We start from the raw sequence: 20,815 nt of genomic DNA on the forward strand, positions 1-20,815 counted from the left end.
GTACGCGGGTGGCTCAGTACTCCGGTTGGCTCGGGTCGATCTCCCGCAGGTACGCGAGTATGCCGCCCTCGACGTTCGCGACGTCGGTGAGCCCCGCCCTCAGGGCCAGGCGAGTCGCCTCCGCGGAGCGGCCGCCGACCTTGCAGTGGATGAGCACCCTTCTGTCCGAGGGCAGCTCGTCGAACGCCTCACCGGACCGGAAGCGGTCGAGGTGGATCGCGACGGCACCGGGGATGCTCGCGATCGCCCGCTCCTCGTCGCCGCGCACGTCGACCAGGAGCGGCGGGTCGACGGCCTCGAGCTCGGCGGCCATCTCGCGGACCGTGACCGTCGGCAGGTCGCCCTCGTCGGGGGCTGCCGCGCCCGGCACGCCGCAGAACTCGACGTAGTCGACGAGCTCGGTCACGGTGGGTCGGTCACCGCAGACGGGGCAATCGGGGTCGGCGCGGACGGTCAGGGTGTCCCACGTCTGGCGCAGGGCGTCATGCACCATGAGCCGCCCGACGAGCGGCTCGCCGATGCCGAGCAGCAGCTTGATCGCCTCGGTCGACTGGACCGACCCGATGGCAGCGCACAGGACGCCGAGCACACCGCCCTCGGCGCAGCTCGGCACCGATCCCGGCGGCGGCGGGTCGGGGAAGACGCAGCGGTAGCAGGGTCCGTGGCCGGCCCACCAGACCGACACCTGGCCGTCGAAACGCAGGATCGAGCCCCACACGTGCGGCTTGCCGAGCATGGCGCAGGCGTCGTTGACGAGGTAGCGCGTCGGGAAGTTGTCGGTGCCGTCGACGACGAGGTCGTAGCCGCCGATGATCTCCAACGCGTTCGACGAGTCGAGGGCGACGTCGTGACGCACGACGGTGACGTGCGGGTTGACGCGGTGGACCGCGGCCTCGGCCGACTCGGTCTTGGGCCGGCCGATGTCGGCGTCGGAGTGGATGACCTGCCGGTGGAGGTTCGTGAGGTCGACGACGTCGGCGTCGGCGACGCCGATCGTGCCCACGCCCGCGGCCGCGAGGTAGAGCAGCGCCGGTGACCCCAGTCCCCCGGCGCCGACGACGAGCACGCGCGCCGCCGACAGCCGCTCCTGCCCGGCGCGCCCCACGTCAGGGAGCAGGACGTGCCGCGCATACCTTGTCGTCTCCGCCCTGGACAGCGGCCGACCCGTCTTGACCAGCGGATCCGTCGACATGCCCTCACCGTACTGCTCGGTATGGTGAGACGGACACGGTCGTCCGACTCGGCGGCCGGCGAGCAGGCACCAGCGACACGCGCAGACGCGAAGAGGACCCGCATGGCAGACGAGATGACCCCGCCGGGCCGCGGCCAGCGGCTGCCCCGATCCGAGCGCCGGGCCCAGCTGCTCGACGCCGCCCTCGGAGTGTTCGTCGAGAACGGCTACCACGCGGCCGCGATGGACGACATCGCCGCGCGCGCCGGGGTCTCCAAGCCCGTTCTCTACCAGCACTTCCCGGGCAAGCTCGAGCTCTACCTCGCCCTCATCGACCAGCACACCGGCGAGCTCGAGCAGCTCGTCCGCGACGCCCTGACGCTGCCCGACAACAAGGCCCGCATCAACACGATGACGCGGGCCTACTTCGACTTCGTCGGCCAGGAGGGCGCCGCGTTCCGGCTCATCTTCGAGTCCGACCTCGCCAACGAGCCCGAGGTCCGCCGGCGCCTCGACCAGATCGACCTCACGTGCGCCCAGGCGATGGCCGAGATCATCCGCAGCGAGACGTCGATGGACCAGGAGGAGGCCGTCCTCGTCGGCGTCGCCTTCGTGGGCCTCGCCCAGACCTCGGCGCGCCACTGGCTGACGCACGAGGCGACGCTCTCCAAGGAGACGGCGGTGCGCATCACCGCAGCCCTCATCCGCCGCGGTTTCGGCGCGTTCCCCGCGGTCGGCAAGGCGGAGGGCGACAGGCCGAGCGACGCGGCCCGGGAATCCGTCGGCACGACTGCTGGTTAAGGTGACGACGGGACGCGGTCGACCGCGTCCACACGAACTGAGAAAGCAGGTTTGACGTGGAGGTCCGCATCGGCGTGCAGAACGTGGCGCGCGAGATCACCTTCGAGACGACGCAGTCGAGCGAGGAGATCTTCTCCGCCGTCAAGGCGGCCCTGGGATCCGACGTGCTCGAGCTGACCGACGACAAGGGCGGGCGCATCATCGTCCCGTCCGCCTCGATCGGCTACGTCACGACCGGGGCAGAGCGCAAGGCGGGCGTGGGCTTCGGCGCACACTGAGCGCCGCCGGGGCGAGCAGCACTCTCCCCCAACGCATCCGGCGTCCCACCGGACGCCACAGAGGGCCGTCGACCATCAGGTCGGCGGCCCTCTGCGTCCCGTCCCGTATGCCGTGTCGTCAGATCACGGCCACGCGTGGGACAACGGCGCGACGGGGGTAAGGGGTTGGATGAGAGCGTGCCGGGACCACCGGTCGCCGTCGCCCGCCGCCCGGGCAACCAAGGAGGAACGCGAAGTCATGATCGGAACCATCCTGATGGCCCTCGTCGCGGGAGCGATCGTGGGCCCGCTGGCTCGGTTGGTGCTGCCCGGAAGGCAGAACATGGGCGTCCTGCTCACCGTCGTCCTGGGAGCCCTCGGCTCCCTCATCGGCGCCTTCATCTACTACAAGGCGACCGGGGTCAACGACACCAAGGGGATCGACTGGATCTCCGGCCTGATCGGTGTCGTCGTCGCGGCCGCGCTCATCGTCGGCTACGGGATGGTCACGGGCAACCGCCAGACGCGCTGAAGCGCAAATGTGACACGCCACATCCACCACTCCAGTCCCAAGCAGTGAGACATTGAGTTCGTTGCACGAACCGTCCGCACTCGCGGACCAGACGGTCACCACGCAGTGACCAGAAGGAGCTGTGAAACATGCTCAGCACCATCATCGGCGCAATCATCGTCGGCGCCATCATCGGCGCGCTCGGTCGACTCATCCTGCCCGGCAAGCAGAACATCTCGATCGTCGTGACGATCCTCATCGGCATCGTCGCCAACGTCATCGTCACCCTCGTGGTCCGCCAGATCGGCTACGCCAACAACGGCGGCATCGCCTGGATCCCGCTCATCCTGGGCGCCATCGTCGCCGCGATCCTGATCGTCGTCTACGGCCGCATGACCAGCAAGTCCGTCTGACACGCACCAGCACGACGAAGGGGCCCGACCGCAGTGGTCGGGCCCCTTCGTCGTGCACCGGCACCCGGAGGTGACCGGACGGCATACGCCCTCAGGCCGACAGGCCCAGGCGCTCCATGCGCCGCGAGTGCTCGTCGGTGAGTCGGGCGAACATGCGCCCCAGCTCGGCGAGGTCGGCCCCGGCGCGACCGGGTGCCCCGACGAGGATGCTCGCCAGCGCGTCGCGCTCGACACCGACCCGCTGGGCCTGGGTGAGCGCCTCGCCGACGAGCCGACGCCCCCAGAGCGCGAGCCTCCCGGCGAGCCTGGGGTCGGCCGTGATCGCCTCGCGGACCACCTTCACCGCGAACTCGGCCTGCCCGGTGTCCTCGAGGACGCTGACGACCAGCGAGCGGGTGTCCTCGTCGACGTAGCGCGAGATCTCGCGGTAGAAGTCCTGGGCGATGCCCTCGCCGACGTACGCCTTGACGAGCCCTTCCAGCCAGTCCGAGGCGCTCGTGCGCTCGTGGAAGGCATCGACCGCCGGCACGAACGGCTCCATCGCCGCCTCCGGCTCGACGCCGAGCGACTGGAGGCGCTCGGTGAGCACGGAGTAGTTCTTCAGCTCGTGGGCGGCCAGGGTGGCGACCGCCGACTTGTGGCGCAGCGTGGGCGCGAGCTCGGCATCCTTGGCCAGCTGGCTGAAGGCCCGCAGCTCGCCGTAGGCCAGCGCCCCCAGGAGGTCGGTGACCGCGGCGAGGTAGCCGGGCTCGTCCGTGCTTTCGGGCGTCGCGTCGTCGCTCATGGGCCCAATCTAGTGATTGGTTTCCGGCCTTTTGCCCGGGTGCCGGTAGAGTGAGCGGGACAACTCGGTGCCCGGTCGGCCCGATGGTTTGCCCAGATGGTGCTCGCGGACTCCCCGCGCACCGGTGGAGCCCGCCCAGCTGCGAGAGCCACCCACCGTCCCTGACAGTCTCCGATCGGCCCGTCACGCGCCACTGAGCTCCCGCATCGGCGGGGTGCTCGTGCCGATCGAGAGATGCCCATGACCCAGCCCCACGAGACCGCCGCCGACGCGGAGGTCACCACGGACGCGCCCGAGACGCTCGCGGACGCCTCCCCCGAGACCGCGGCCGAGGTGCTCGCCGAGGCACCGGCCGAGCCGGCCGCGCCCGCCCCGTCCTTCGCCGACTTCGACGTCCACCCCGACATCGTGTCCGCCCTCGCCGAGGCCGGCATCACGACCCCGTTCCCCATCCAGGCGATGACCCTGCCCGTGGCCCTCTCCGGCCACGACATCATCGGCCAGGCCAAGACCGGCACGGGCAAGACCCTCGGCTTCGGCGTGCCGATCCTGAACCGCGTCGTCGCCCCCGGCGACGAGGGCTTCGAGTCCCTCACGCGCCCCGGCAAGCCCCAGGCCCTCGCGGTCGCGCCGACCCGCGAGCTGGCCGTGCAGGTTGCCGGTGACCTCGAGCGCGCCGGCCGCAAGCGCGGCATCCGCGTGCTCACCGTCTACGGCGGCCGCGCGTACGAGCCGCAGATCGAGGCGCTCAGGGCGGGGGTCGAGGTCGTCGTCGGCACGCCCGGACGCCTGATCGACCTGTCCAAGCAGGGCCACCTCGACCTGTCGCAGGCCCGCACCGTCGTGCTCGACGAGGCCGACGAGATGCTCGACCTCGGCTTCCTGCCCGACGTCGAGACCCTCATGTCGCTGACGCCCGCGACGCGCCAGACCATGCTCTTCTCGGCCACGATGCCGGGCGCCATCGTCGCGCTGGCCCGTCGCTACATGTCGCAGCCGACGCACATCCGCGCGATGGGCGACGAGAACGAGAACGCCCACACCGTCAAGGCGGTCGAGCAGTTCGTCTACCGCGCGCACGCCATGGACAAGGTGGAGATGCTCTCGCGCATGCTCCAGGCGAAGGACCGTGGCCTCACCATCATCTTCAGCCGCACCAAGCGGACGGCCGCCAAGGTGTCCGACGAGCTCGTCGAGCGCGGCTTCGCGGCCGCCGCGATCCACGGCGACCTCGGCCAGGGCGCCCGCGAGCAGGCGCTGCGCGCGTTCCGCAACGGCAAGGTCGACATCCTCGTCGCCACCGACGTCGCGGCCCGCGGCATCGACGTCGAGAACGTCACGCACGTCATCAACTACCAGTGCCCCGAGGACGAGAAGACCTACCTGCACCGCATCGGCCGCACGGCCCGAGCCGGCAACACCGGCGTCGCGGTGACCTTCGTCGACTGGGACGACCTGCACCGCTGGGCGCTCATCAACAAGACGCTCGACCTCGGCATCCCCGAGCCGCAGGAGACGTACTCGAGCTCCGACCACCTCTACTCCGACCTCGACATCCCGACCGACGCCAAGGGCTACCTGCGCCGGTCCGAGCAGAAGCTCGCCGGCCTCGAGGCCGAGGAGATCGAGGATCTCGGCGAGACCGGCAAGCGCCACGGCCGCGGTGGCGGTCGTTCCGGCGAGCGCGGCGACCGGAGCGACCGTGGCGACCGGGGCCACCGAGGTGGTGACCGTGGCGGGCGCCGCGGGGAGCGTGACTCCCGCTCCGAGGGCGGCCGCGAGGCCCGTGAGGGCGGCGACGCGGAGAGCGGCGAGAGCCGCCCGCGTCGCAGCCGCAACCGCCGCCGTACGCGTGGGGCGGGCGCTGCTGCCGCAGGTGCCGCCGGCGCCACCGGAGCGGACGGCAGCGAGGCGCCGGCCTCCTCCGGCGGTCCGGCCGAGTCTGCGCCCGACGACGGCCAGTCCCGCCCGCCGCGCCGGCGCCGGCGCCGCGGCGGCTCCGGTCGCTCCAGCAGCGGGGAGGCAGCCGCGGCAGCCTCCGCCGACTCCGGCACCGACTGACCGGGGCTCGACCCCCACTCCTGACGAAGGGCTGCGCCCACCACCCGGTGGGCGCAGCCCTTCGCGTTGCCCTCCCCTGCTGGCCGGGACGAGTCCCCGCACGTCGGGAAGGGCCACTCGACGCATGCTGAGACCAGTCGAGTGCCCAGCTCGCGACGATCGATCCCGGCGATCGCCGCCTCCTGGAGCCCTTCGCTTGCCCGAATCCGGGCAGATTCTTGGCGTTGGCGCGAGCGATGCCGCATCATCGAGGGGTGCCCGACCCTGAACTCGTCGCCCGCGTGGCCGGCTCGACCGGCCTGTCGGAGGGCGAGGCGGCCCGTGTCGTCGGCGACGTCCTCGCCCACTACCGCGAGCCCGTCGAGGAGTACGTCCGGCGACGGCACACCCGGCTGCAGCTGCACGGCGCCCGCAACCCGGAGATCTACCGCATCATCGCGGCGGAGCTCGCCGACCGGGTCGTCGCCGCTCCCGAGCTGAGCGAGCGGCAGCTGCGTCGCATCATCTACGGCTGACACAGCATGCTGCCGGCGTGGCCCCGAAGGGCACGGCACGGCATACGCCCCCAGAACCGAAGACCAGGAGGTCACCCATGTGCGGCATCGTCGGATACGTCGGGCGCCAGCCGGCCGCCCCGATCCTCATCGAGGGCCTGACCCGGCTCGAGTACCGGGGCTACGACTCCGCCGGCATCAGCGTGGCCGGGCCGAGCGGTCAGACCGTCGTGCGCCGCGTCGGGCGCGTGCGCGAGCTCGAGGCCGCGCTGCCCAAGCGACTCGCCGGGACCGTCGGCATCGGCCACACGCGCTGGGCCACCCACGGCCCGGCGACCGAGGTCAACGCCCACCCGCACTCCAGCGCCGACGGTCGCGTGACCGTCGTGCACAACGGGATCATCGACAACGCCGCCGCCCTGCGTGACCGGCTGTCGCGCGAGGGCGTGCCCTTCACCTCTGACACCGACACCGAGGTGCTCGCGCACCTCGTCGCCCGGTCCTCCGCCGCCGAGCTCGAGGACCGCGTGCTCGAGGCGCTGGAGCAGGTGGTCGGCACGTATGCCGTCGCCGTCCTCGACTCGGAGGTGCCCGACCGGGTGGTCGTGGCCCGCAACGGCTCGCCCCTCATCCTCGGGGTCGGCGAGCGGGAGATGTTCGTCGCCTCCGACGTCGCCGCCCTGGTGCGGCACACCTCCTCCGTCGTCCACCTCGACGACGGCGAGCTGGCCGTCGTGACGGCGCGCGGCTACCGCACCTTCACGCGCGAGACGCCCGACACCGGGCGCGAGCCGACGACGATCGAGGTCAGCGACGAGGAGGTCGAGCTCGGTGGCCACGGCCACTTCATGGCCAAGGAGATGGCCGAGCAGCCCGAGACCGTCGCCCGCATGCTCCGCGGCCGCCTCGACACGCGGTTCGGCACGGCCCGCCTCGACGGCCTCAACCTCTCCCCCCGCGAGCTGCGCTCTTTCCGGCGCGTCAAGATCCTCGGCTGCGGCTCGGCCTACTACGTCGGCGAGCTCGGCGCCCTGATGATCGAGGAGCTGGCCCGCATCCCGGCGCACGCCGAGGCGGCGAGCGAGTTCCGCTACCGCAACCCGATCATCGAGCCCGACACCCTCTACGTGGCCGTCAGCCAGTCCGGTGAGACGGCCGACACCGCGTTCGCGGTGCGCGAGGTCAAGCGCAAGGGCGGCCAGGTCGTCGGGCTCGTCAACGTCGTCGGCTCGACGATCGCCCGCGAGTGCGACGGGGGCATCTACCTGCACGCCGGCCCCGAGATCTCGGTCGCCTCGACCAAGGCGCTCACGCACATGGGTGTCGGGTTCGCCCTGCTGGCCCTGCTGCTCGGCCGCGTTCGGGACCTGTCCGTGGCCGACGGTCAGCGCATCATCGCCGGCCTCGAGAGGCTGCCGGCCGACATCGCCCAGGTGCTCGACCACGGCGAGGCCATCGCCGAGGTCGCGCGCGAGCTCTCGGGCGCCGAGAGCCTCTTCTTCATCGGCCGGGTGCGTGGGTTCCCCGTGGCGCGCGAGGGCGCGCAGAAGTTCAAGGAGATCTCCTACCGGCACGCCGAGGCCTACCAGACGAGCGAGCTGAAGCACGGCCCCCTGGCCCTCATCGAGCCGTCCCGGCCGACCGTCGCGGTCATCCCGTCCGACGAGCTGACGTCACGCAACCTCGCCGCGGCCGAGCAGGTCATGGCCCGCGGTGGCCGCGTCGTCGCGGTGACGCACCCCGACGTCGACCTCGGCGAGGTGCGCGCGCGCCGCATCGACGTGCCGCGCAACGAGCCGGAGCTCGACCCGATCCTGCTCATGATCCCCATGCAGCTGCTGGCGTACCACGCTGCGGTCGCCCTCGGGCTCGACATCGACAAGCCTCGTAACCTTGCGAAGTCGGTCACCGTCGAGTGACGGCCCGAGGGTGAGGAGCCTGCGATGAAGCTGCACGAGCACATCGACGGTCGGCTGCGCGCGTTCATCGAGGCGCAGCACGTGTTCTTCGTGGCGACGGCCCCGCTCGCCGCGGACGGGCACGTCAACGTCTCGCCGAAAGGCATGGGCGACACGTTCGCGGTGCTCGACGAGCACACCGTCGCCTACCTCGACCTCACCGGCAGCGGCGCCGAGACGATCGCCCACCTGCGTGAGAACGGGCGCATCACCTGATGTTCTGCGCCTTCGAGGGGCCACCCAACATCGTCAGGCTCCACGGCCGCGGGCGTCACGTCGGGTTGGCCGATCCCGAGTTCGCCCCGTACCGAGGGCTTTTCGGGGACCATTCGGGCACACGTGGCGTCGTGGTCGTGGACGTCGAGCGGGTCTCGGACTCGTGCGGGTATGCGGTCCCGCTCATGAGCCACGACGGCGATCGCGACCTGCTCACCCGGTGGGCCGACAACCGCGGTGAGGACGGGCTGACGGCCTACCGGGAGGCGAAGAACGCCGTCTCGATCGACGGCCTCCCCGCGCTCGACCCGCCCTGACCCCGCAACACCCACCCTGCAACACACCCGGTAGCGGTCAACCGCGCAGGGCTGCAACCACCGCGGCCTGACCGTTGTAGGGTGTGTTGGCAGGGGACGACGACGGCCGGGCCCCCGCGGGACCCGGCCGAACGCATACGCCCTCGGTGGGGCGGACCAGAGATCAGGCGTTGATCGTCGAGGTGTCGATGACGAAGCGGTAGCGCACGTCGCCGGCCACCACGCGCTCGTAGGCCTCGTCGACCTGGTCGGCCGAGATGGTCTCGATCGTCGCCCCGATGCCGTGCTCGGCGCAGAAGGCGAGCATCTCGGCGGTGGCGGGGATGCCACCGATGTTGGAGCCGGCCACGACACGGCTGCCGCCGACGACGGCGCCGGGCGGGAAGTCGTAGTTGCCCGTGGGCAGCCCGACGTTGGCGATGACACCAAGGGGACGCAGCAGCCCGATGTAGGTCTGCATCGGCAGGTCGGCGCTGACCGTGTTGATGATGAGGTCGAAGGTGCCCTTGAGCCCCTTCAGCACACCCTCGTCGCCCGTGGCGTGGTAGCTCGTCGCGCCGAGCGCGAGACCGTCGTCCTTCTTGGCGTCGCTACGGCTCAGCACGCTGACCTCGGCGCCCATGGCGGCGGCGAGCTTCACGGCCATGTGGCCAAGGCCACCGAGACCGATGACGGCGACCTTCTTGCCCGGGCCGGCGCCCCAGCGCTTGAGCGGCGACCAGACGGTGATGCCGGCGCACAGCAGGGGCGCTGCGACGTCGAGCTCGATGCCGTCGGGGATCTTGACGGCGAAGCGCTCCGAGACGACGACCTGCTGGGCGTAGCCGCCCTTGGTCTCCTCGCCGTCGTAGCCGCGGCCGTTGTAGGTCATGACGGCGCCCTTGGTGCAGAACTGCTCCTCGCCGTTCTTGCAGTACTCGCACTCGCCGCACGAGTCGACCATGCAGCCGACGCCGACGCGGTCGCCGACCTTGTGACGGGTCACCCCGTCACCGACGGCGGAGACCACCCCGGCGATCTCGTGGCCAGGGACCATGGGGAAGATCGCGCTCCCCCACTCCTCACGGACCTGGTGGATGTCGCTGTGGCAGATGCCGGCGAACTTGATGTCGATGAGCACGTCGTCGTCACGCAGGTCGCGGTGCTCGACGGTGCGCGCCTCGAAGGCGGCTCCGGCGCTCGGGGCGACCAGTGCAGGCGTGGAAGTCAAGAGGGTCTCCTTCGTGGTGGGTTGGCGACACTCCTAGGTGCAGCACCTCCACGCGGCGGTTCATTCCCGCCGGGACCCGCGTGTCAGAGCCGGGCGAGCAGCGACGCGGCGACGTCGCGGTAGGCCTGGGCGCCCCTGGACGAGCGGGCCGTGCTGAGGATCGAGCGGCCCACGGCCGGGGCCTCGGCGAAGCGCACGGTCTTCGGGATGGGCGGGTCGAGCACCGGCAGGTCGTAGCGCTCCCCCACGTCGGCGAGCACCTCGCGGGCGTGGTTGCTGCGGCCGTCGAAGAGCGTCGGCAGGATGCCCCACACCTCGAGGTCGCGGTTGAGGATCTTCTGCACGTCGGCGACGGTGTCGAGCAGCTGCCCGACACCGCGGTGGCTGAGCATCTCGCAGGGCATCGGGATGATGAGGGCGTCCGCGGCGGTGAGCGCGTTGAGGGTGAGCACGCCGAGGCTGGGCGAGCAGTCGAGCAGGACGACGTCGTATGCCGCCTTGGTGTCCTCGAGGGCCGTGCGCAGCACGTACTCGCGTCCCGGGCGCGGCAGCAGCATGGCCTCGGCGCCCGCGAGGTCGATGGCGGACGGCACGAGGTCGACACCCTCGTCGCAGGTGACGACGACGTCACCGAGCTCGGCCGCGCCCGTCAGCACGTCGTGCACGGAGCGCTCGACCGTGTCGGGGTCGACGCCGAGCGAGAACGTCAGGCACGCCTGCGGGTCGAGGTCGACGAGCAGCACGCGCCGTCCCTGCTCGGCGAGAGCGGCGCCGATGCTGGCGACCGACGTGGTCTTGGCGACGCCGCCCTTCTGGTTGGCGAGCGCGATCGTCGTCGCACGGTCCGCGGGCGCCGGGTGCGACCCACGTCGTGAGGTGTCGGCGCTTCTCGAGCCACCGCGGGCAGCTCGGGGCAGGGCTGTGGTCGCGTCGCTCTTGCCGGTCCGGGGCGCCATGCGGCCCAGTGTGTCAGGCCGCCGGGTCAGAACGCCGAGATCGTCCGCGGGGCGCGCTCGGCACGTGACAGAGCCGACACCACGGCGCCCTGGCCGTGCCAGCGGACGGAGATCCGGGTGAGCAGTGCGAGCACCGGGGCGAGCACCTCGTCGGGCAGCCTGGGGGCGTCGAAGCCGAGGCTGGCGGCGACGTCCTCGCCGTGCACGACGACCTCCATCATGCGGCCGGTGAGGAAGTCGTCGCGCCGGAGCGCCCAGCCGGCCCACGGGATGAGGACGGCACGCTGCGCAGGCTGGGCGGCGAGCAGGTCGGGGAGGGCCGCCCGGGCGTCTGTCACCTTGGCCAGCACGGAGTCTCGGCCGGCCGCGGCCTGTGCGTCGCCCCCGGCCCGGATGGACACGTTCACGTCGTCGTCGAGACCGCCCTTGACCCACGCCGACCGGGCGTAGTGCTCGTCGAGGCTGATCGCATCGGACCACGGCTCGGCCCTGAGCAGGTCGACGGCGATCACCGGCTGGCTGGCGAGGTGCGCGACGAGACCACCGACGCTCCACTGCGGCAGCGCGCTGGGGGTCTCCCAGGCGGCGGCGACGTCGTCGCGCGCCACGATGGCGGCGACGTGGTCGACGGCGGCCAGGAAGGCCCACCGCAGGTCTCGGTGGACCGACCCCTCGGGGTGGGTCTCGGAGGGCGCGGGCTCAGGCATCGGCGCGCTCGTCAGGCGTGGAGTCGTAGCCGGCGGGCTCGAGACCGGCCCAGTCGGACTTCTCGGGACCGACCTGCTGGCCCTCGGGGCAGTGGGCCCGGAAGTCGCACCAGGAGCAGAGGGCCGAGGGCCGAGGCGCGAACCGGGTGGACTCGACCCCGACCTGCTTGAAGTCGGCATCGGCGCGGCGCAGGTCGGAGGCGATCGACTCGGCCTCTGCGACCTTGCGGGCGAGCGACTCGTCGGTGTGCTCGTGCACGGCGACGGTGCCCGAGGGGACGTGGTGCAGCTCGACCCGTCGGCACGGCCGGCGGAACATGCGCGCGGACGCGACGGCATACAGGGCCAGCGGGAGCGACGTGCGGGCGTCGTCGTCGGTGGGGACCTGGCGGCCGGTCTTGTAGTCGACGACGACGAGCTCACCGTCGCGGTCGTCGAGGCGGTCGATGCGTCCGGTGATGGCGACCTCGTCGGTCTTGAGCGACACGCTGCGCTCGATGCCGACGGGCTGGTTGTCGCGGTCGCTGCGGCGCAGGTAGTCGGTGACGGCGTCACGCACCCGCAGCCGCCAGGCCACCGACTGCTCGGGGTCGCGGAAGCCGACGTCGATCCACGACGTGCGCACGAGCTCGGCCACCCCTGCCGGCGTGCGCTGGGAGACGGGCAGGTCCCAGAAGTCGCGGAGCACGTTGTGGGTGGCGATGCCGACGGAGGTGTGCGCGCGCTGCGGCCGTGCCTGCGGTCGCGGGCGGTCGAGGTACTGCATGCGGTAGCGGCGCGGGCAGTCGAGGTAGGCCAGCAGCCGGGACGGCGAGCCGGAGTACAGCGGCGTGGGCATCCCCGCGAAGGTCGTCTGCTCAGCCGCGCCGGTCGTCACGCCGACACCCTACGGCCCGGCACCGACACGGTGCGGGAGCCGTGCACACGCGTCCCCACCCGCCTGTCTGCGAGTCCCGGGCAGCCGTCTCAGCCCTGGCCGCTGACGAACGCGCGCACCGAGTCGGCCACCATCTGCACGGCGATGGCCGACAGCAGCAGGCCGGCGATGCGGGTCAGCAGCATCGTGCCGCTCTCGCGGAGCAGCCCGCGCACCCGGCCGGCGAAGCGCAGCACGAGGTAGACGGCGAGCATGGCCGCGACGAGGGCGGCTCCCACGGCGACGTACTCCGCGGCGGTGTCCGAGCGCTGGACCGCGAGCATCGTCGCGACGATGGCGCCCGGCCCCGCGAGCAGCGGGGTGCCGAGCGGCACGAGAGCGACGTTGACGCCGGCGTCGGCGAGCGAGTCGGACTCCTTGCCGGTCAGCAGCTCGAGCGCGACGAGGAGCAGCAGGAGCCCGCCGGCACCCTGCAGGGCGGCGATCGAGATGTGCAGGTAGTCGAGGATGCTGCGGCCGAAGAGCGCGAACATGGCGATGACGAAGACGGCCACGAGAGAGGCGCGCCGGGCCGCCACGTTGCGCTGGACCTTCGTGAGCGACCCGGTGAGCGCGAGGAAGATCGGCACCGCGCCGGGCGGGTCGAGGATGACGATGAGGGTGATGAAGGTGCTGGGGAAGATGGTCGTGTCGAAGTAGCTCACGGCCTCAGCACCTCCGTGACGCCGCTCGAGGCCGCCTCGATGGCGTCGAGGACCTCCGGTGCCGTGGTGTTCTCGGCGAGGCGGTTGCGCTTGCCCTCGCCGTGGTAGTCGCTCGACCCCGTCAGCACCAGGCCCAGCCGGTCGGCGAGCGCCCTCGCCCGTTCGACCTCGGCAGGCCCGTGGTCCCGGTGGTACGCCTCGAGTCCGACGAGCCCGGCGGCAGCCATCCGCTCGATGAGCGCGTCGTCGAGGCCGCTCGACCGGGTGCGCGTGAACGGGTGGGCGACGACGGGCACGCCGCCCGCCGCCCGGACGAGCTCGACCGCCCGCACAGGGTCGGGCGCGTAGTGCCCCACGTAGTACGGCGAGTCGTCACCGAGCCACTCGCGGAACGCCTCGTCACGGTGCCGGATCGTCCCGTTCGCGATGAGCGCGTCGGCGATGTGGGGCCGCCCCGCGGTGGCGCCGGGGCCGACCTGGGCCAGCACCTCGGCATACGTCAGGGGTATGCCGTCGGCGGCCATGAGCGCGACCATGCGTTCGAGCCGCGTCGACCGGGAGTCGCGGGCCCGCGCGAGCTCGTGTGTGAGGGGCGCGTCACCGGGGTCGGTGAGGTAGCCGAGCAGGTGGATCGAGGTGTAGCGCCAGGCGCACGAGATCTCGATGCCGCGCACGAGGGTGATGCCGTGCCGACGTGCCGCGTCGGCAGCGTCGTCCCAGCCTGCGACCGTGTCGTGGTCGGTGATCGCGAGCACGTCGACGCCGGCGGTCGCCGCGGCGGCCACGAGCTCGTCGGGCGTCTCGGTGCCGTCACTGACGGAGGAGTGCGCGTGCAGGTCGATGACGGGCCCCGCTCCTGCCCCTGTCGACGTCACGCCCCAAGACTAGGGCTGGGTCAGCTCACACCCAGCCACCCTCCCCCGCAACACACCCGGCATCAGTCACCCCACATGGGTTACAACCCACCAGGTCTGACCGCTTCCGGGTGTGTTGCTGGGTGGTGCGGTCCCGGTGCGAGGCGCCTGCGGGGGTCGTGCGGTTCGCGTCATCCGGTGCGAGGTGACGGCCGAGCGGCGCGGAGCCTCGCGCCGAGGATCCCCGGACGGGCCAGCTCGTCCCAGACCACACGCTCGAACGGGTAGCCGAGCCGGCGCACCCGGTCCTCGCGTCTTTTCTCGAGCCACACCACCTCGCCGGGGTCGGCCGCCCCTGCATCGACGTCGTCGCGCGATCTCCCGTACTTGACCCGACCGTCGAACTCGAGGACGACGCCCTCGACCAGGAAGTCGACCCGGGCGAGGAACTCGCCGCGTGCGTCTTCGATGACGACCTGGCTGTCGTGCGCCAGACCGAGGTCGTCGAGGATGAGGCGCGTCCGGGACTCGCCCACGGACTCGGAACGCCCGTCCATCGCGAGGAGCGCGTCCAGTGCTCGGCCACGGCCCTGATGGGGCGAGACCAGCGCCGCCTCGGCCATGAGCGCCTCAGGTGTCACCAGGCCTGCACGCAGTGCGGCATCGCCGGCGACCACGGCGCACTCGCGGCCCATCGTGAGCGCGGTGCGAACGACGGAGCGCGCGACTGACACCGTCGCCACCCCGTCGACCTGCGACGTCTCGACGCCCGCTCCGGGGTGCAGGTGGAGGCCACTGCGAGCCGTGATCTGGCGGACGTCGGAGACGAGGTCGAACCGGCGCCTGTCGTGGCCCCACAGGGGCAGCCGGCGCAGGGCCAGTGCCGCATGGTGGCTGACGGCGTCACCGGGCCGGGTCCGCGCCACTGCAAGCACCGCGAGGCGGTATCTCTCGTCGACGTCGGCAGCCGACCACGACGCTCCGTCGACATGGGCACCGCGGCGCACCCGGACGAGCTCGCGGCGCGCGACCGCGCGCCGCAGTGCCAGATGGTCCGTGCCGACGGCGAGGGCGTCGGCGGCCGACACGACGCCGTGCTGGAAGCCGAGCAACGCGTGAAGTCGCGGGTATATGGGCCGACACTCGGCGGCATACGCACTCGGGGGAAGCGTTCACCGCGCCCCTGTGGAGGGTCGCCGGGAGCCCAGCGGGGCTGTGGACGGCCATCCCTGAGCCCAACACACCCGGTAACAGTCAGCTCGGCGCTGTTGCAGCACCGTCGTGATGACCGTTACCGGGTGTGTTGCGGGGTCGGAGGGGTGCGCAGCCGCTGCGGTCAGGCGGGCGACGCTGCGTCGGGGCCGGGCCAGTTGCGGTCGGGCACCGGCACCGGTCGGCCGGGCTGCTCGCCACCCCGCGCCTCGAGGTAGCTCTCCTTGGGCACCATCACCTTGCGCCGGAAGATGCACACCACCGTGCCGTCCTGCTTGTAGCCGATCGTCTCGACGTGCACGACGCCACGGTCGTCCTTGGACGTCGACTCCCACTTGTCGAGCACGCGCGTCTCGCCGTAGAGGGTGTCGCCGTGGAAGGTCGGGGCGACGTGGCGCAGCGACTCGATCTCGAGGTTCGCGATGGCCTTGCCGGAGATGTCGGGCACCGACATGCCGAGCAGGATCGAGTAGACGTAGTTGCCGACGACGACGTTCTGGCCGAACTGCGTGGTCTCCCCGGCGTAGTGCGTGTCGAGGTGCAGCGGGTGGTGGTTCATCGTCAGCAGGCAGAAGAGGTGGTCGTCGTACTCGGTGACCGTCTTCCCGGGCCAGTGCTTGTAGACCGCCCCGACCTCGAACTCCTCATAGCTGCGCCCGAACTGCATCCCAACTCCTCCGACCTACGACACGCGAAAAGCCAACGGCTCCCAGCCTGCCCGAGCACACGGCCCACGACCACGGGCGTATGCCGTGTGCTTGCTCACGGTCGGTCCGTGACCTCCGCGGCCGGCTCGTCGACGACCGCGTCATCCAGCGCCGACGCGGCCTCGAGCTCGACCATGTCGGAGAGGACCCGCGCCGACGAGAGCGTCGCGTCCGGCACCGGGTCCACCGGCAGGGTCGCCCCGGCGACCGGCCGGGGGCGTACGCCCTGCGAGCGGGCGACGAGCAGCCCGGCGAAGTACGTGCCGAGCGACACCCCGGCGGCGAGCCCGAGCCCGAGCCCGAAGGCCTGGAGCAGGGTCGGCACCCCGAGCGCGAAGCCGTTGCCGTCGGGGTTGGTGACGAGCTGTGAGATGCCCTCGTAGGCCATGCGCCCCGGCAGCAGCGGCACGATCGCGGCGGTCGTGACGGCGAGCGCCGAGATGGTGAGGCGCTTGGCGACGAGGCGCGACGCGAAACCGACGACGAGCGCGGCCAGCGCCGACCCCGTCACGGCACCGAGCTGCAGCGCCCGCTCACCGACGGCGAGGATCGCCCAACCGAGCCCACCCGCGATGCCGGCGACGGCGACGGCCCGGCCGCTCGCGTACGACATGACGGCGAAGGCGACCGAGATCACGACGGCACAGACGATCTGCACGCCCACGTCGTCGGTGAGCAGCGTCTGCGAGCTGATCGCGATCGGGTAGTCGAGCCGCTTGCCGAGCGACAGCACGATCGAGATGCCGACGGCGATGCCGAGCGAGAGCACGACGACCTCGAACGCCCGCGCCCCGGCGGTGACGTAGTAGCCCTCGAGCGCGTCCTCCGCCGCCCCCACGACCGACAGGCCGGCGAGGAGGAGCACGATCCCCGACGCCACGACGAGAGACGGCGAGACGCTGCCGAAGAAGGTGACTCCGGCGGACTGCGCGACGACGACGAGGGTCGCGACGGCCGTCGGGATGGCTGCGGCGACGATCTGGGCGAAGAACGCCGCGACACCGGCACCCGTGAGCCAGTTGAGCACCCGGCCCACGATCGTGGCCGTGACGAAGCTGAGCGCGACGATGAAGACGCCCGCCCCGACGAGCGCGGCAGCCCCGGCCGCCAGCGCCCCGCCGGCGACAGCGACGAGCCAGCGCCGGTACGGGTGCGGCGCGGTGATGACCGCGTCGAAGCGCACCCGCGCCTCCTCGACGGGCACGGGGTCCTGCGACAGGTCGACGATGAGCCCGCGCAGCCGCTCGAGGCGCGTGTAGTCCTGCACGCGGAACCGCACGATGCGCAGCACGGTGATCGGGTCGGCGTTCGGGCCGCGGTGGTAGGAGACGGTGACCGAGGTGTAGGTGACGTCGACGTGCACCGAGCTGAGGCCGTACGCCTTCGTCAGCGTGAGCACGGTCGCGGTGACGTCCGCCGCCGCCGCACCGGTCGCGATCATCGCGACGCCCGCCCGCATCGCGAGGTCGATGACGGCCAGGGCCGTGTGGGAGTCGACACCGTCGGGCGTGGTCCAGATCGGGATCTCGTCGGTCGGCGGCCCGCTCGGCCGCATGGCGCGGCGGGTGCTCGCTCGCAGCGACGGCAGCGTGCGGTGGGCGGTGGTCGGCCGGGACGTTCGCTCGGTGGGGGCCACCCCCAGACTGTATGCCGGGGCGTTCCCGAGGCCGGTACCCCCGAGGGGTCTCCGGAGCCTGCGCCGAGGCGGGCGGGCAGGCATCCCGGGGGCGGCGCCGGCCCGGAAACCGGGTTCGGCGGCCCTGTCGCTTCGTGACACGATGGCTCGGTGATGAGTGAAGAGCAGAAGGCCTCTCCGAGCCGCAAGCGCCCCACGACCGACGAGTTCCGGGCGTTCGTCGCAACCGGCTGGGCGCCCCGCAGCACCGGGGTGACCCCTCGGGCCGAGGTCGCCGACCACGCCGCCCGCCGCCGCGAGGCCGTGAGCGCGGCCTTCCCGGGCGAGCGCCTCGTCGTGCCGGCCGGCGGCCTCAAGGTGCGCAGCAACGACACCGACTACGTCTTCCGCCCGCACAGCGCCTTCGCCCACCTCACCGGCCTCGGCAGCGACCGCGAGCCCGACGCCGTGCTCGTCCTCGAGCCCCGGCAGGGCGGAGCCGACGGGGCCGGCGACCAGGCCGGTCACGAGGCCGTCCTCTACTTCCGGCCGCTCGCCGAGCGCGACACCGAGGAGTTCTTCGGCGACTCGCGCTACGGCGAGTTCTGGGTGGGCGCGCGCCCGACCCTGGCCGACATCGAGTCCGAGCTGGGCCTCACCGCCCGCCACATCGACGAGTTCTCCGACGCCGTGGGCAAGGACGCGGGCGAGGTGACGGTCCGGGTCGTGCGTGACGCCGACGCCGAGGTCGCCGCTCGGGTCGACCGGGCCCGCACCGCCGTCGCCGATGCCCAGGACGCCACCGAGGCCGAGACCCGCGCCGACCGTCAGCGCGAGGCCGACGAGCAGCTCGCCCACTTCCTCTCGACACTGCGCCTCGTCAAGGACGAGTGGGAGGTCGAGCAGATGCGCGACGCCGTCGACGGCACCCACAAGGGCTTCGACGCCGTCATCGCCGACCTGCCCGAGGCGGTCCGTCGCGGCCGCGGCGAGCGTTGGGTCGAGGGCATCTTCGGCCTGCACGCGCGCCACCACGGCAACGGCGTCGGCTACGACTCGATCTGCGCCAGCGGCGACCACGCCAACACGCTGCACTGGATCAAGAACACCGGCGACATCAGGGACGGCGACCTGCTCCTGCTCGACGCCGGCGTCGAGGTCGACTCGCTCTTCACCGCCGACATCACCCGTACCCTGCCGGTCAGCGGCACGTTCACCGACGCCCAGCGCAAGATCTACGACGCCGTCTACGCCGCCCAGGAAGCCGGCATCGCGGCCTGCAAGCCGGGCAACACGTTCAGCGACGTGCACGCCGCCGCGATCCGCGTCATCGCCGAGCACCTGCACGAGTGGGGCCTGCTGCCCGAGGGCGTCGACGTCGAGGGCACCCTCGACGCCGAGCACGGGCAGTACCACCGCCGCTGGATGGTGCACGGCACGAGCCACCACCTCGGCCTCGACGTGCACGACTGCGCGCTCGCCACCCGCGAGGAGTACTCCGACGCCGAGCTCAAGCCGGGCATGGTCCTCACCGTCGAGCCGGGCCTCTACTTCAAGGCCGACGACGAGCTGGTGCCCGACGAGCTGCGCGGCAACGGGGTGCGCATCGAGGACGACATCCTCATCACCGACGACGGCTGCGAGAACCTCTCGGCAGCGATGCCGCGCAGCAGCGCCGACGTCGAGGCCTGGATCGCCCGCATCTGGGCCGAGCGCGGCTAGGGGGTCGTCGGGAGGTCTGCCGCCGGGGTCGGTGGCGTCGGCAGGATGCCCGTGCCGGGACTGCCCCCCAGGCCGCCGCCCGTCGAACCCGGCACCTCCGTCGGCTGGTCGGGCACCGGCACCGGCAGGGGTGCCGGGCCGACCGACCCGTCGGACGAGACCGAGCCGTCCGGGTCGGGCCCGGGGATCGGCGGGCTCCACCGCTCGACGAGGTCGACGAGCCCACCGGCGTCAGTGCTCTCGAGGTTGGAGCCCAGCACCGCCGGGTCACAGTCCGGGTCGACGTTCACCTGGACGGCCGGCCCGACGGCATACCGGAGCACGAGGGTGAAGCGCCGGTCCGATGCGCCGCCCGAGCCCTGGCAGGTCCGGCCCGTAGGGCGCGTGGGCAGCCCCCGGAGAGCCGCGACCACCTCCGCCGAGCGGGCGGCGTCGAACGTGGTGGGCCGGATCGACCCGTCGGCCGCCTGGCGGCAGACGACCACGGCCGGCGCGCCCTCGGGCGCGAGCAGCCGGTCGTCACCGAGCCGCCCCCATGACCGCGCGCGGCACGACCCCCCGGTCCCGGGGGGCCGGGACGTCGCGCCGAAGATCGCGTCGAGCTCGACGCCGAGCGGGGCGCCGGAGACGAAGTCGCCGTTCGTCGCCGTCGAGCAGGCGTTCGCGTCGCCCTTGGCGGCCACCCAGACGATCGCGTCACCGTAGGCGGCCCCGACGAGGTATGCCGTCTCGTTGCCGGCCATGGCCGTGCACGCCCGCGGCTGCTGGTTGAAGCGCGGCGCCCAGGTCATCGACTCGACGACCGCGGAGCGCTGCGCCTGGGTCGCCACGGCACGCTTCTCCAGCGGGAACGGCGCCGTGAGCGGCGTGGTCGCACTGACGTCCATGACGGGGTAGCTGCAGACGACGAGCGAGACCGGCGGACGCTGCGGGAGCAGCCGCGCCGGCCCGTAGACCCCTTGCGGCTTCTCCGGAACGGTGGTGCCCAGCGAGTCCTTCAGCGAGGCAGGGCACTCGAGCGCGCCGTCGGCCGCCACGGGCTGGCTCGTCAGCGGCCGAGCGACCGTGGTCGGGCCACCCGTCGGGCCCTCGAACGCCGTGTCGCCGCAACCCGCCAGCGACAGCGCGACCAGCGGCGCGAGCACAGCGGCCGCCAGGGAGGGGCGCGCGGCATGCGGGAAGGGCTTGCGAGCCGGCATGGCGTGCTCCTTCGTCGGGTCCGTCATCCGATAGGACACGCGGTCGCACCCGTTCGTTGCAGCCGGCGG

General features: G+C 72.3%; 22 protein-coding genes. 10 read left to right on the top strand and 12 right to left on the bottom strand.

Features of this window, described 5'->3' with window-relative positions; translation table 11 throughout:
• Positions 1 to 13: 13 nt before the first annotated feature.
• Positions 14 to 1,192 (bottom strand): molybdopterin-synthase adenylyltransferase MoeB, encoded by a 1,179-nt coding sequence (moeB, locus tag ACXR8F_RS01485; RefSeq protein WP_458798469.1) that lies wholly within the window; start codon positions 1,190 to 1,192, stop codon positions 14 to 16.
• Positions 1,193 to 1,294: 102 nt separating this feature from the next.
• Between moeB and ACXR8F_RS01490 the strand changes: the two genes are divergently transcribed.
• The 4 genes from ACXR8F_RS01490 (at position 1,295) to ACXR8F_RS01505 (ending at position 3,153) form a co-directional block, all read left to right on the top strand.
• Positions 1,295 to 1,972, top strand: a complete 678-nt coding sequence (locus ACXR8F_RS01490) for a TetR/AcrR family transcriptional regulator (protein ID WP_458798470.1) — start codon at positions 1,295 to 1,297, stop codon at positions 1,970 to 1,972.
• Positions 1,973 to 2,028: 56 nt separating this feature from the next.
• On the top strand, positions 2,029 to 2,250 hold the full coding sequence (locus ACXR8F_RS01495; RefSeq protein WP_045193239.1) for a DUF3107 domain-containing protein: 222 nt from the start codon (positions 2,029 to 2,031) through the stop codon (positions 2,248 to 2,250).
• A gap of 238 nt (positions 2,251 to 2,488) precedes the next feature.
• Positions 2,489 to 2,761 (top strand): GlsB/YeaQ/YmgE family stress response membrane protein, encoded by a 273-nt coding sequence (locus ACXR8F_RS01500; RefSeq protein ID WP_458798471.1) that lies wholly within the window; start codon positions 2,489 to 2,491, stop codon positions 2,759 to 2,761.
• A 128-nt stretch (positions 2,762 to 2,889) separates the two neighbouring features.
• Positions 2,890 to 3,153, top strand: coding sequence for a GlsB/YeaQ/YmgE family stress response membrane protein (locus ACXR8F_RS01505; protein ID WP_458798472.1), 264 nt, complete (start codon positions 2,890 to 2,892; stop codon positions 3,151 to 3,153).
• Between the two features lie 91 nt (positions 3,154 to 3,244).
• Here the strand turns inward: ACXR8F_RS01505 and ACXR8F_RS01510 are convergent, their stop codons facing one another.
• Positions 3,245 to 3,937 (bottom strand): ferritin-like fold-containing protein, encoded by a 693-nt coding sequence (locus ACXR8F_RS01510; RefSeq protein WP_045191792.1) that lies wholly within the window; start codon positions 3,935 to 3,937, stop codon positions 3,245 to 3,247.
• Positions 3,938 to 4,177: 240 nt separating this feature from the next.
• On the opposite strand from ACXR8F_RS01510, the gene ACXR8F_RS01515 reads away from it, so the two are divergent.
• The 5 genes from ACXR8F_RS01515 to ACXR8F_RS01535 all read left to right on the top strand — a co-directional run bounded on the left by ACXR8F_RS01515 (position 4,178) and on the right by ACXR8F_RS01535 (position 8,983).
• The gene (locus ACXR8F_RS01515) at positions 4,178 to 5,998 is read left to right on the top strand and encodes a DEAD/DEAH box helicase (RefSeq protein ID WP_458798473.1); all 1,821 of its coding nucleotides are present in this window, start codon (positions 4,178 to 4,180) and stop codon (positions 5,996 to 5,998) included.
• Between the two features lie 254 nt (positions 5,999 to 6,252).
• Entirely contained in the window at positions 6,253 to 6,513 is a 261-nt protein-coding gene (locus tag ACXR8F_RS01520) for a hypothetical protein (protein WP_458798474.1), read from the top strand.
• A 77-nt stretch (positions 6,514 to 6,590) separates the two neighbouring features.
• Complete coding sequence (gene glmS / locus ACXR8F_RS01525) at positions 6,591 to 8,411, top strand: glutamine--fructose-6-phosphate transaminase (isomerizing) (protein WP_458798475.1); 1,821 nt, start codon at positions 6,591 to 6,593, stop codon at positions 8,409 to 8,411.
• A gap of 24 nt (positions 8,412 to 8,435) precedes the next feature.
• Complete coding sequence (locus ACXR8F_RS01530; RefSeq protein WP_458798476.1) at positions 8,436 to 8,666, top strand: pyridoxamine 5'-phosphate oxidase family protein; 231 nt, start codon at positions 8,436 to 8,438, stop codon at positions 8,664 to 8,666.
• A gap of 131 nt (positions 8,667 to 8,797) precedes the next feature.
• Positions 8,798 to 8,983 carry a hypothetical protein gene (locus ACXR8F_RS01535; RefSeq protein WP_458798477.1) on the top strand — a complete coding sequence of 62 codons (186 nt, stop codon included), beginning with the start codon at positions 8,798 to 8,800 and terminating at the stop codon, positions 8,981 to 8,983.
• Between the two features lie 163 nt (positions 8,984 to 9,146).
• On the opposite strand, the gene ACXR8F_RS01540 is transcribed toward ACXR8F_RS01535, so the two are convergent.
• The 9 genes from ACXR8F_RS01540 to ACXR8F_RS01580 all read right to left on the bottom strand — a co-directional run bounded on the left by ACXR8F_RS01540 (position 9,147) and on the right by ACXR8F_RS01580 (position 17,846).
• A complete protein-coding gene (locus ACXR8F_RS01540) occupies positions 9,147 to 10,193 on the bottom strand; it encodes an NAD(P)-dependent alcohol dehydrogenase (RefSeq protein ID WP_458798478.1) in 1,047 nt (348 codons plus the stop codon).
• A gap of 83 nt (positions 10,194 to 10,276) precedes the next feature.
• Complete coding sequence (locus tag ACXR8F_RS01545) at positions 10,277 to 11,149, bottom strand: ParA family protein (protein WP_458798479.1); 873 nt, start codon at positions 11,147 to 11,149, stop codon at positions 10,277 to 10,279.
• A gap of 26 nt (positions 11,150 to 11,175) precedes the next feature.
• Entirely contained in the window at positions 11,176 to 11,856 is a 681-nt protein-coding gene (locus ACXR8F_RS01550; RefSeq protein WP_458798480.1) for a maleylpyruvate isomerase N-terminal domain-containing protein, read from the bottom strand.
• Positions 11,849 to 12,733, bottom strand: a complete 885-nt coding sequence (locus ACXR8F_RS01555) for a RecB family exonuclease (protein ID WP_458798481.1) — start codon at positions 12,731 to 12,733, stop codon at positions 11,849 to 11,851. The genes ACXR8F_RS01550 and ACXR8F_RS01555 overlap by 8 nt, the downstream gene beginning before the upstream one ends.
• An 89-nt stretch (positions 12,734 to 12,822) precedes the next feature.
• Positions 12,823 to 13,437: a MarC family protein gene (locus tag ACXR8F_RS01560; RefSeq protein ID WP_458798482.1), complete on the bottom strand. Its 615-nt coding sequence runs from the start codon at positions 13,435 to 13,437 to the stop codon at positions 12,823 to 12,825.
• The gene (locus tag ACXR8F_RS01565) at positions 13,434 to 14,312 is read right to left on the bottom strand and encodes a PHP domain-containing protein (protein ID WP_458798483.1); all 879 of its coding nucleotides are present in this window, start codon (positions 14,310 to 14,312) and stop codon (positions 13,434 to 13,436) included. Before ACXR8F_RS01565 ends, ACXR8F_RS01560 begins: the two co-directional genes overlap by 4 nt.
• A gap of 170 nt (positions 14,313 to 14,482) precedes the next feature.
• Positions 14,483 to 15,403 carry a hypothetical protein gene (locus ACXR8F_RS01570; RefSeq protein ID WP_458798484.1) on the bottom strand — a complete coding sequence of 307 codons (921 nt, stop codon included), beginning with the start codon at positions 15,401 to 15,403 and terminating at the stop codon, positions 14,483 to 14,485.
• A 224-nt stretch (positions 15,404 to 15,627) separates the two neighbouring features.
• Entirely contained in the window at positions 15,628 to 16,170 is a 543-nt protein-coding gene (locus ACXR8F_RS01575; RefSeq protein WP_458798485.1) for a MaoC family dehydratase, read from the bottom strand.
• A gap of 95 nt (positions 16,171 to 16,265) precedes the next feature.
• Positions 16,266 to 17,846 (bottom strand): threonine/serine exporter family protein, encoded by a 1,581-nt coding sequence (locus ACXR8F_RS01580; RefSeq protein WP_458798486.1) that lies wholly within the window; start codon positions 17,844 to 17,846, stop codon positions 16,266 to 16,268.
• Positions 17,847 to 17,999: 153 nt separating this feature from the next.
• Between ACXR8F_RS01580 and ACXR8F_RS01585 the strand changes: the two genes are divergently transcribed.
• Complete coding sequence (locus ACXR8F_RS01585) at positions 18,000 to 19,547, top strand: aminopeptidase P family protein (protein WP_458798487.1); 1,548 nt, start codon at positions 18,000 to 18,002, stop codon at positions 19,545 to 19,547.
• Here the strand turns inward: ACXR8F_RS01585 and ACXR8F_RS01590 are convergent.
• Positions 19,544 to 20,746: a hypothetical protein gene (locus tag ACXR8F_RS01590; protein ID WP_458798488.1), complete on the bottom strand. Its 1,203-nt coding sequence runs from the start codon at positions 20,744 to 20,746 to the stop codon at positions 19,544 to 19,546. The two genes, ACXR8F_RS01585 and ACXR8F_RS01590, sit on opposite strands and share 4 nt — an antisense overlap.
• Positions 20,747 to 20,815: the final 69 nt, after the last annotated feature.

It is taken from the genome of Terrabacter sp. AAH1 (genome assembly GCF_054456855.1).

Bases quoted from the DNA above. Each gene is read 5' to 3' on its own strand.
- ACXR8F_RS01500 (WP_458798471.1), top strand. From the start codon at position 2,489: ATGATCGGAACCATCCTGATGGCCCTCGTCGCGGGAGCGATCGTGGGC.
- ACXR8F_RS01505 (WP_458798472.1), top strand. From the start codon at position 2,890: ATGCTCAGCACCATCATCGGCGCAATCATCGTCGGCGCCATCATCGGC.
- ACXR8F_RS01515 (WP_458798473.1), top strand. From the start codon at position 4,178: ATGACCCAGCCCCACGAGACCGCCGCCGACGCGGAGGTCACCACGGAC.
- glmS (WP_458798475.1), top strand. From the start codon at position 6,591: ATGTGCGGCATCGTCGGATACGTCGGGCGCCAGCCGGCCGCCCCGATC.
- ACXR8F_RS01585 (WP_458798487.1), top strand. From the start codon at position 18,000: ATGAGTGAAGAGCAGAAGGCCTCTCCGAGCCGCAAGCGCCCCACGACC.
- ACXR8F_RS01510 (WP_045191792.1), bottom strand. From the start codon at position 3,937: ATGAGCGACGACGCGACGCCCGAAAGCACGGACGAGCCCGGCTACCTC.
- ACXR8F_RS01530 (WP_458798476.1), top strand. From the start codon at position 8,436: ATGAAGCTGCACGAGCACATCGACGGTCGGCTGCGCGCGTTCATCGAG.
- ACXR8F_RS01545 (WP_458798479.1), bottom strand. From the start codon at position 11,149: ATGGCGCCCCGGACCGGCAAGAGCGACGCGACCACAGCCCTGCCCCGA.
- moeB (WP_458798469.1), bottom strand. From the start codon at position 1,192: ATGTCGACGGATCCGCTGGTCAAGACGGGTCGGCCGCTGTCCAGGGCG.
- ACXR8F_RS01490 (WP_458798470.1), top strand. From the start codon at position 1,295: ATGGCAGACGAGATGACCCCGCCGGGCCGCGGCCAGCGGCTGCCCCGA.
- ACXR8F_RS01575 (WP_458798485.1), bottom strand. From the start codon at position 16,170: ATGCAGTTCGGGCGCAGCTATGAGGAGTTCGAGGTCGGGGCGGTCTAC.
- ACXR8F_RS01550 (WP_458798480.1), bottom strand. From the start codon at position 11,856: ATGCCTGAGCCCGCGCCCTCCGAGACCCACCCCGAGGGGTCGGTCCAC.
- ACXR8F_RS01590 (WP_458798488.1), bottom strand. From the start codon at position 20,746: ATGCCGGCTCGCAAGCCCTTCCCGCATGCCGCGCGCCCCTCCCTGGCG.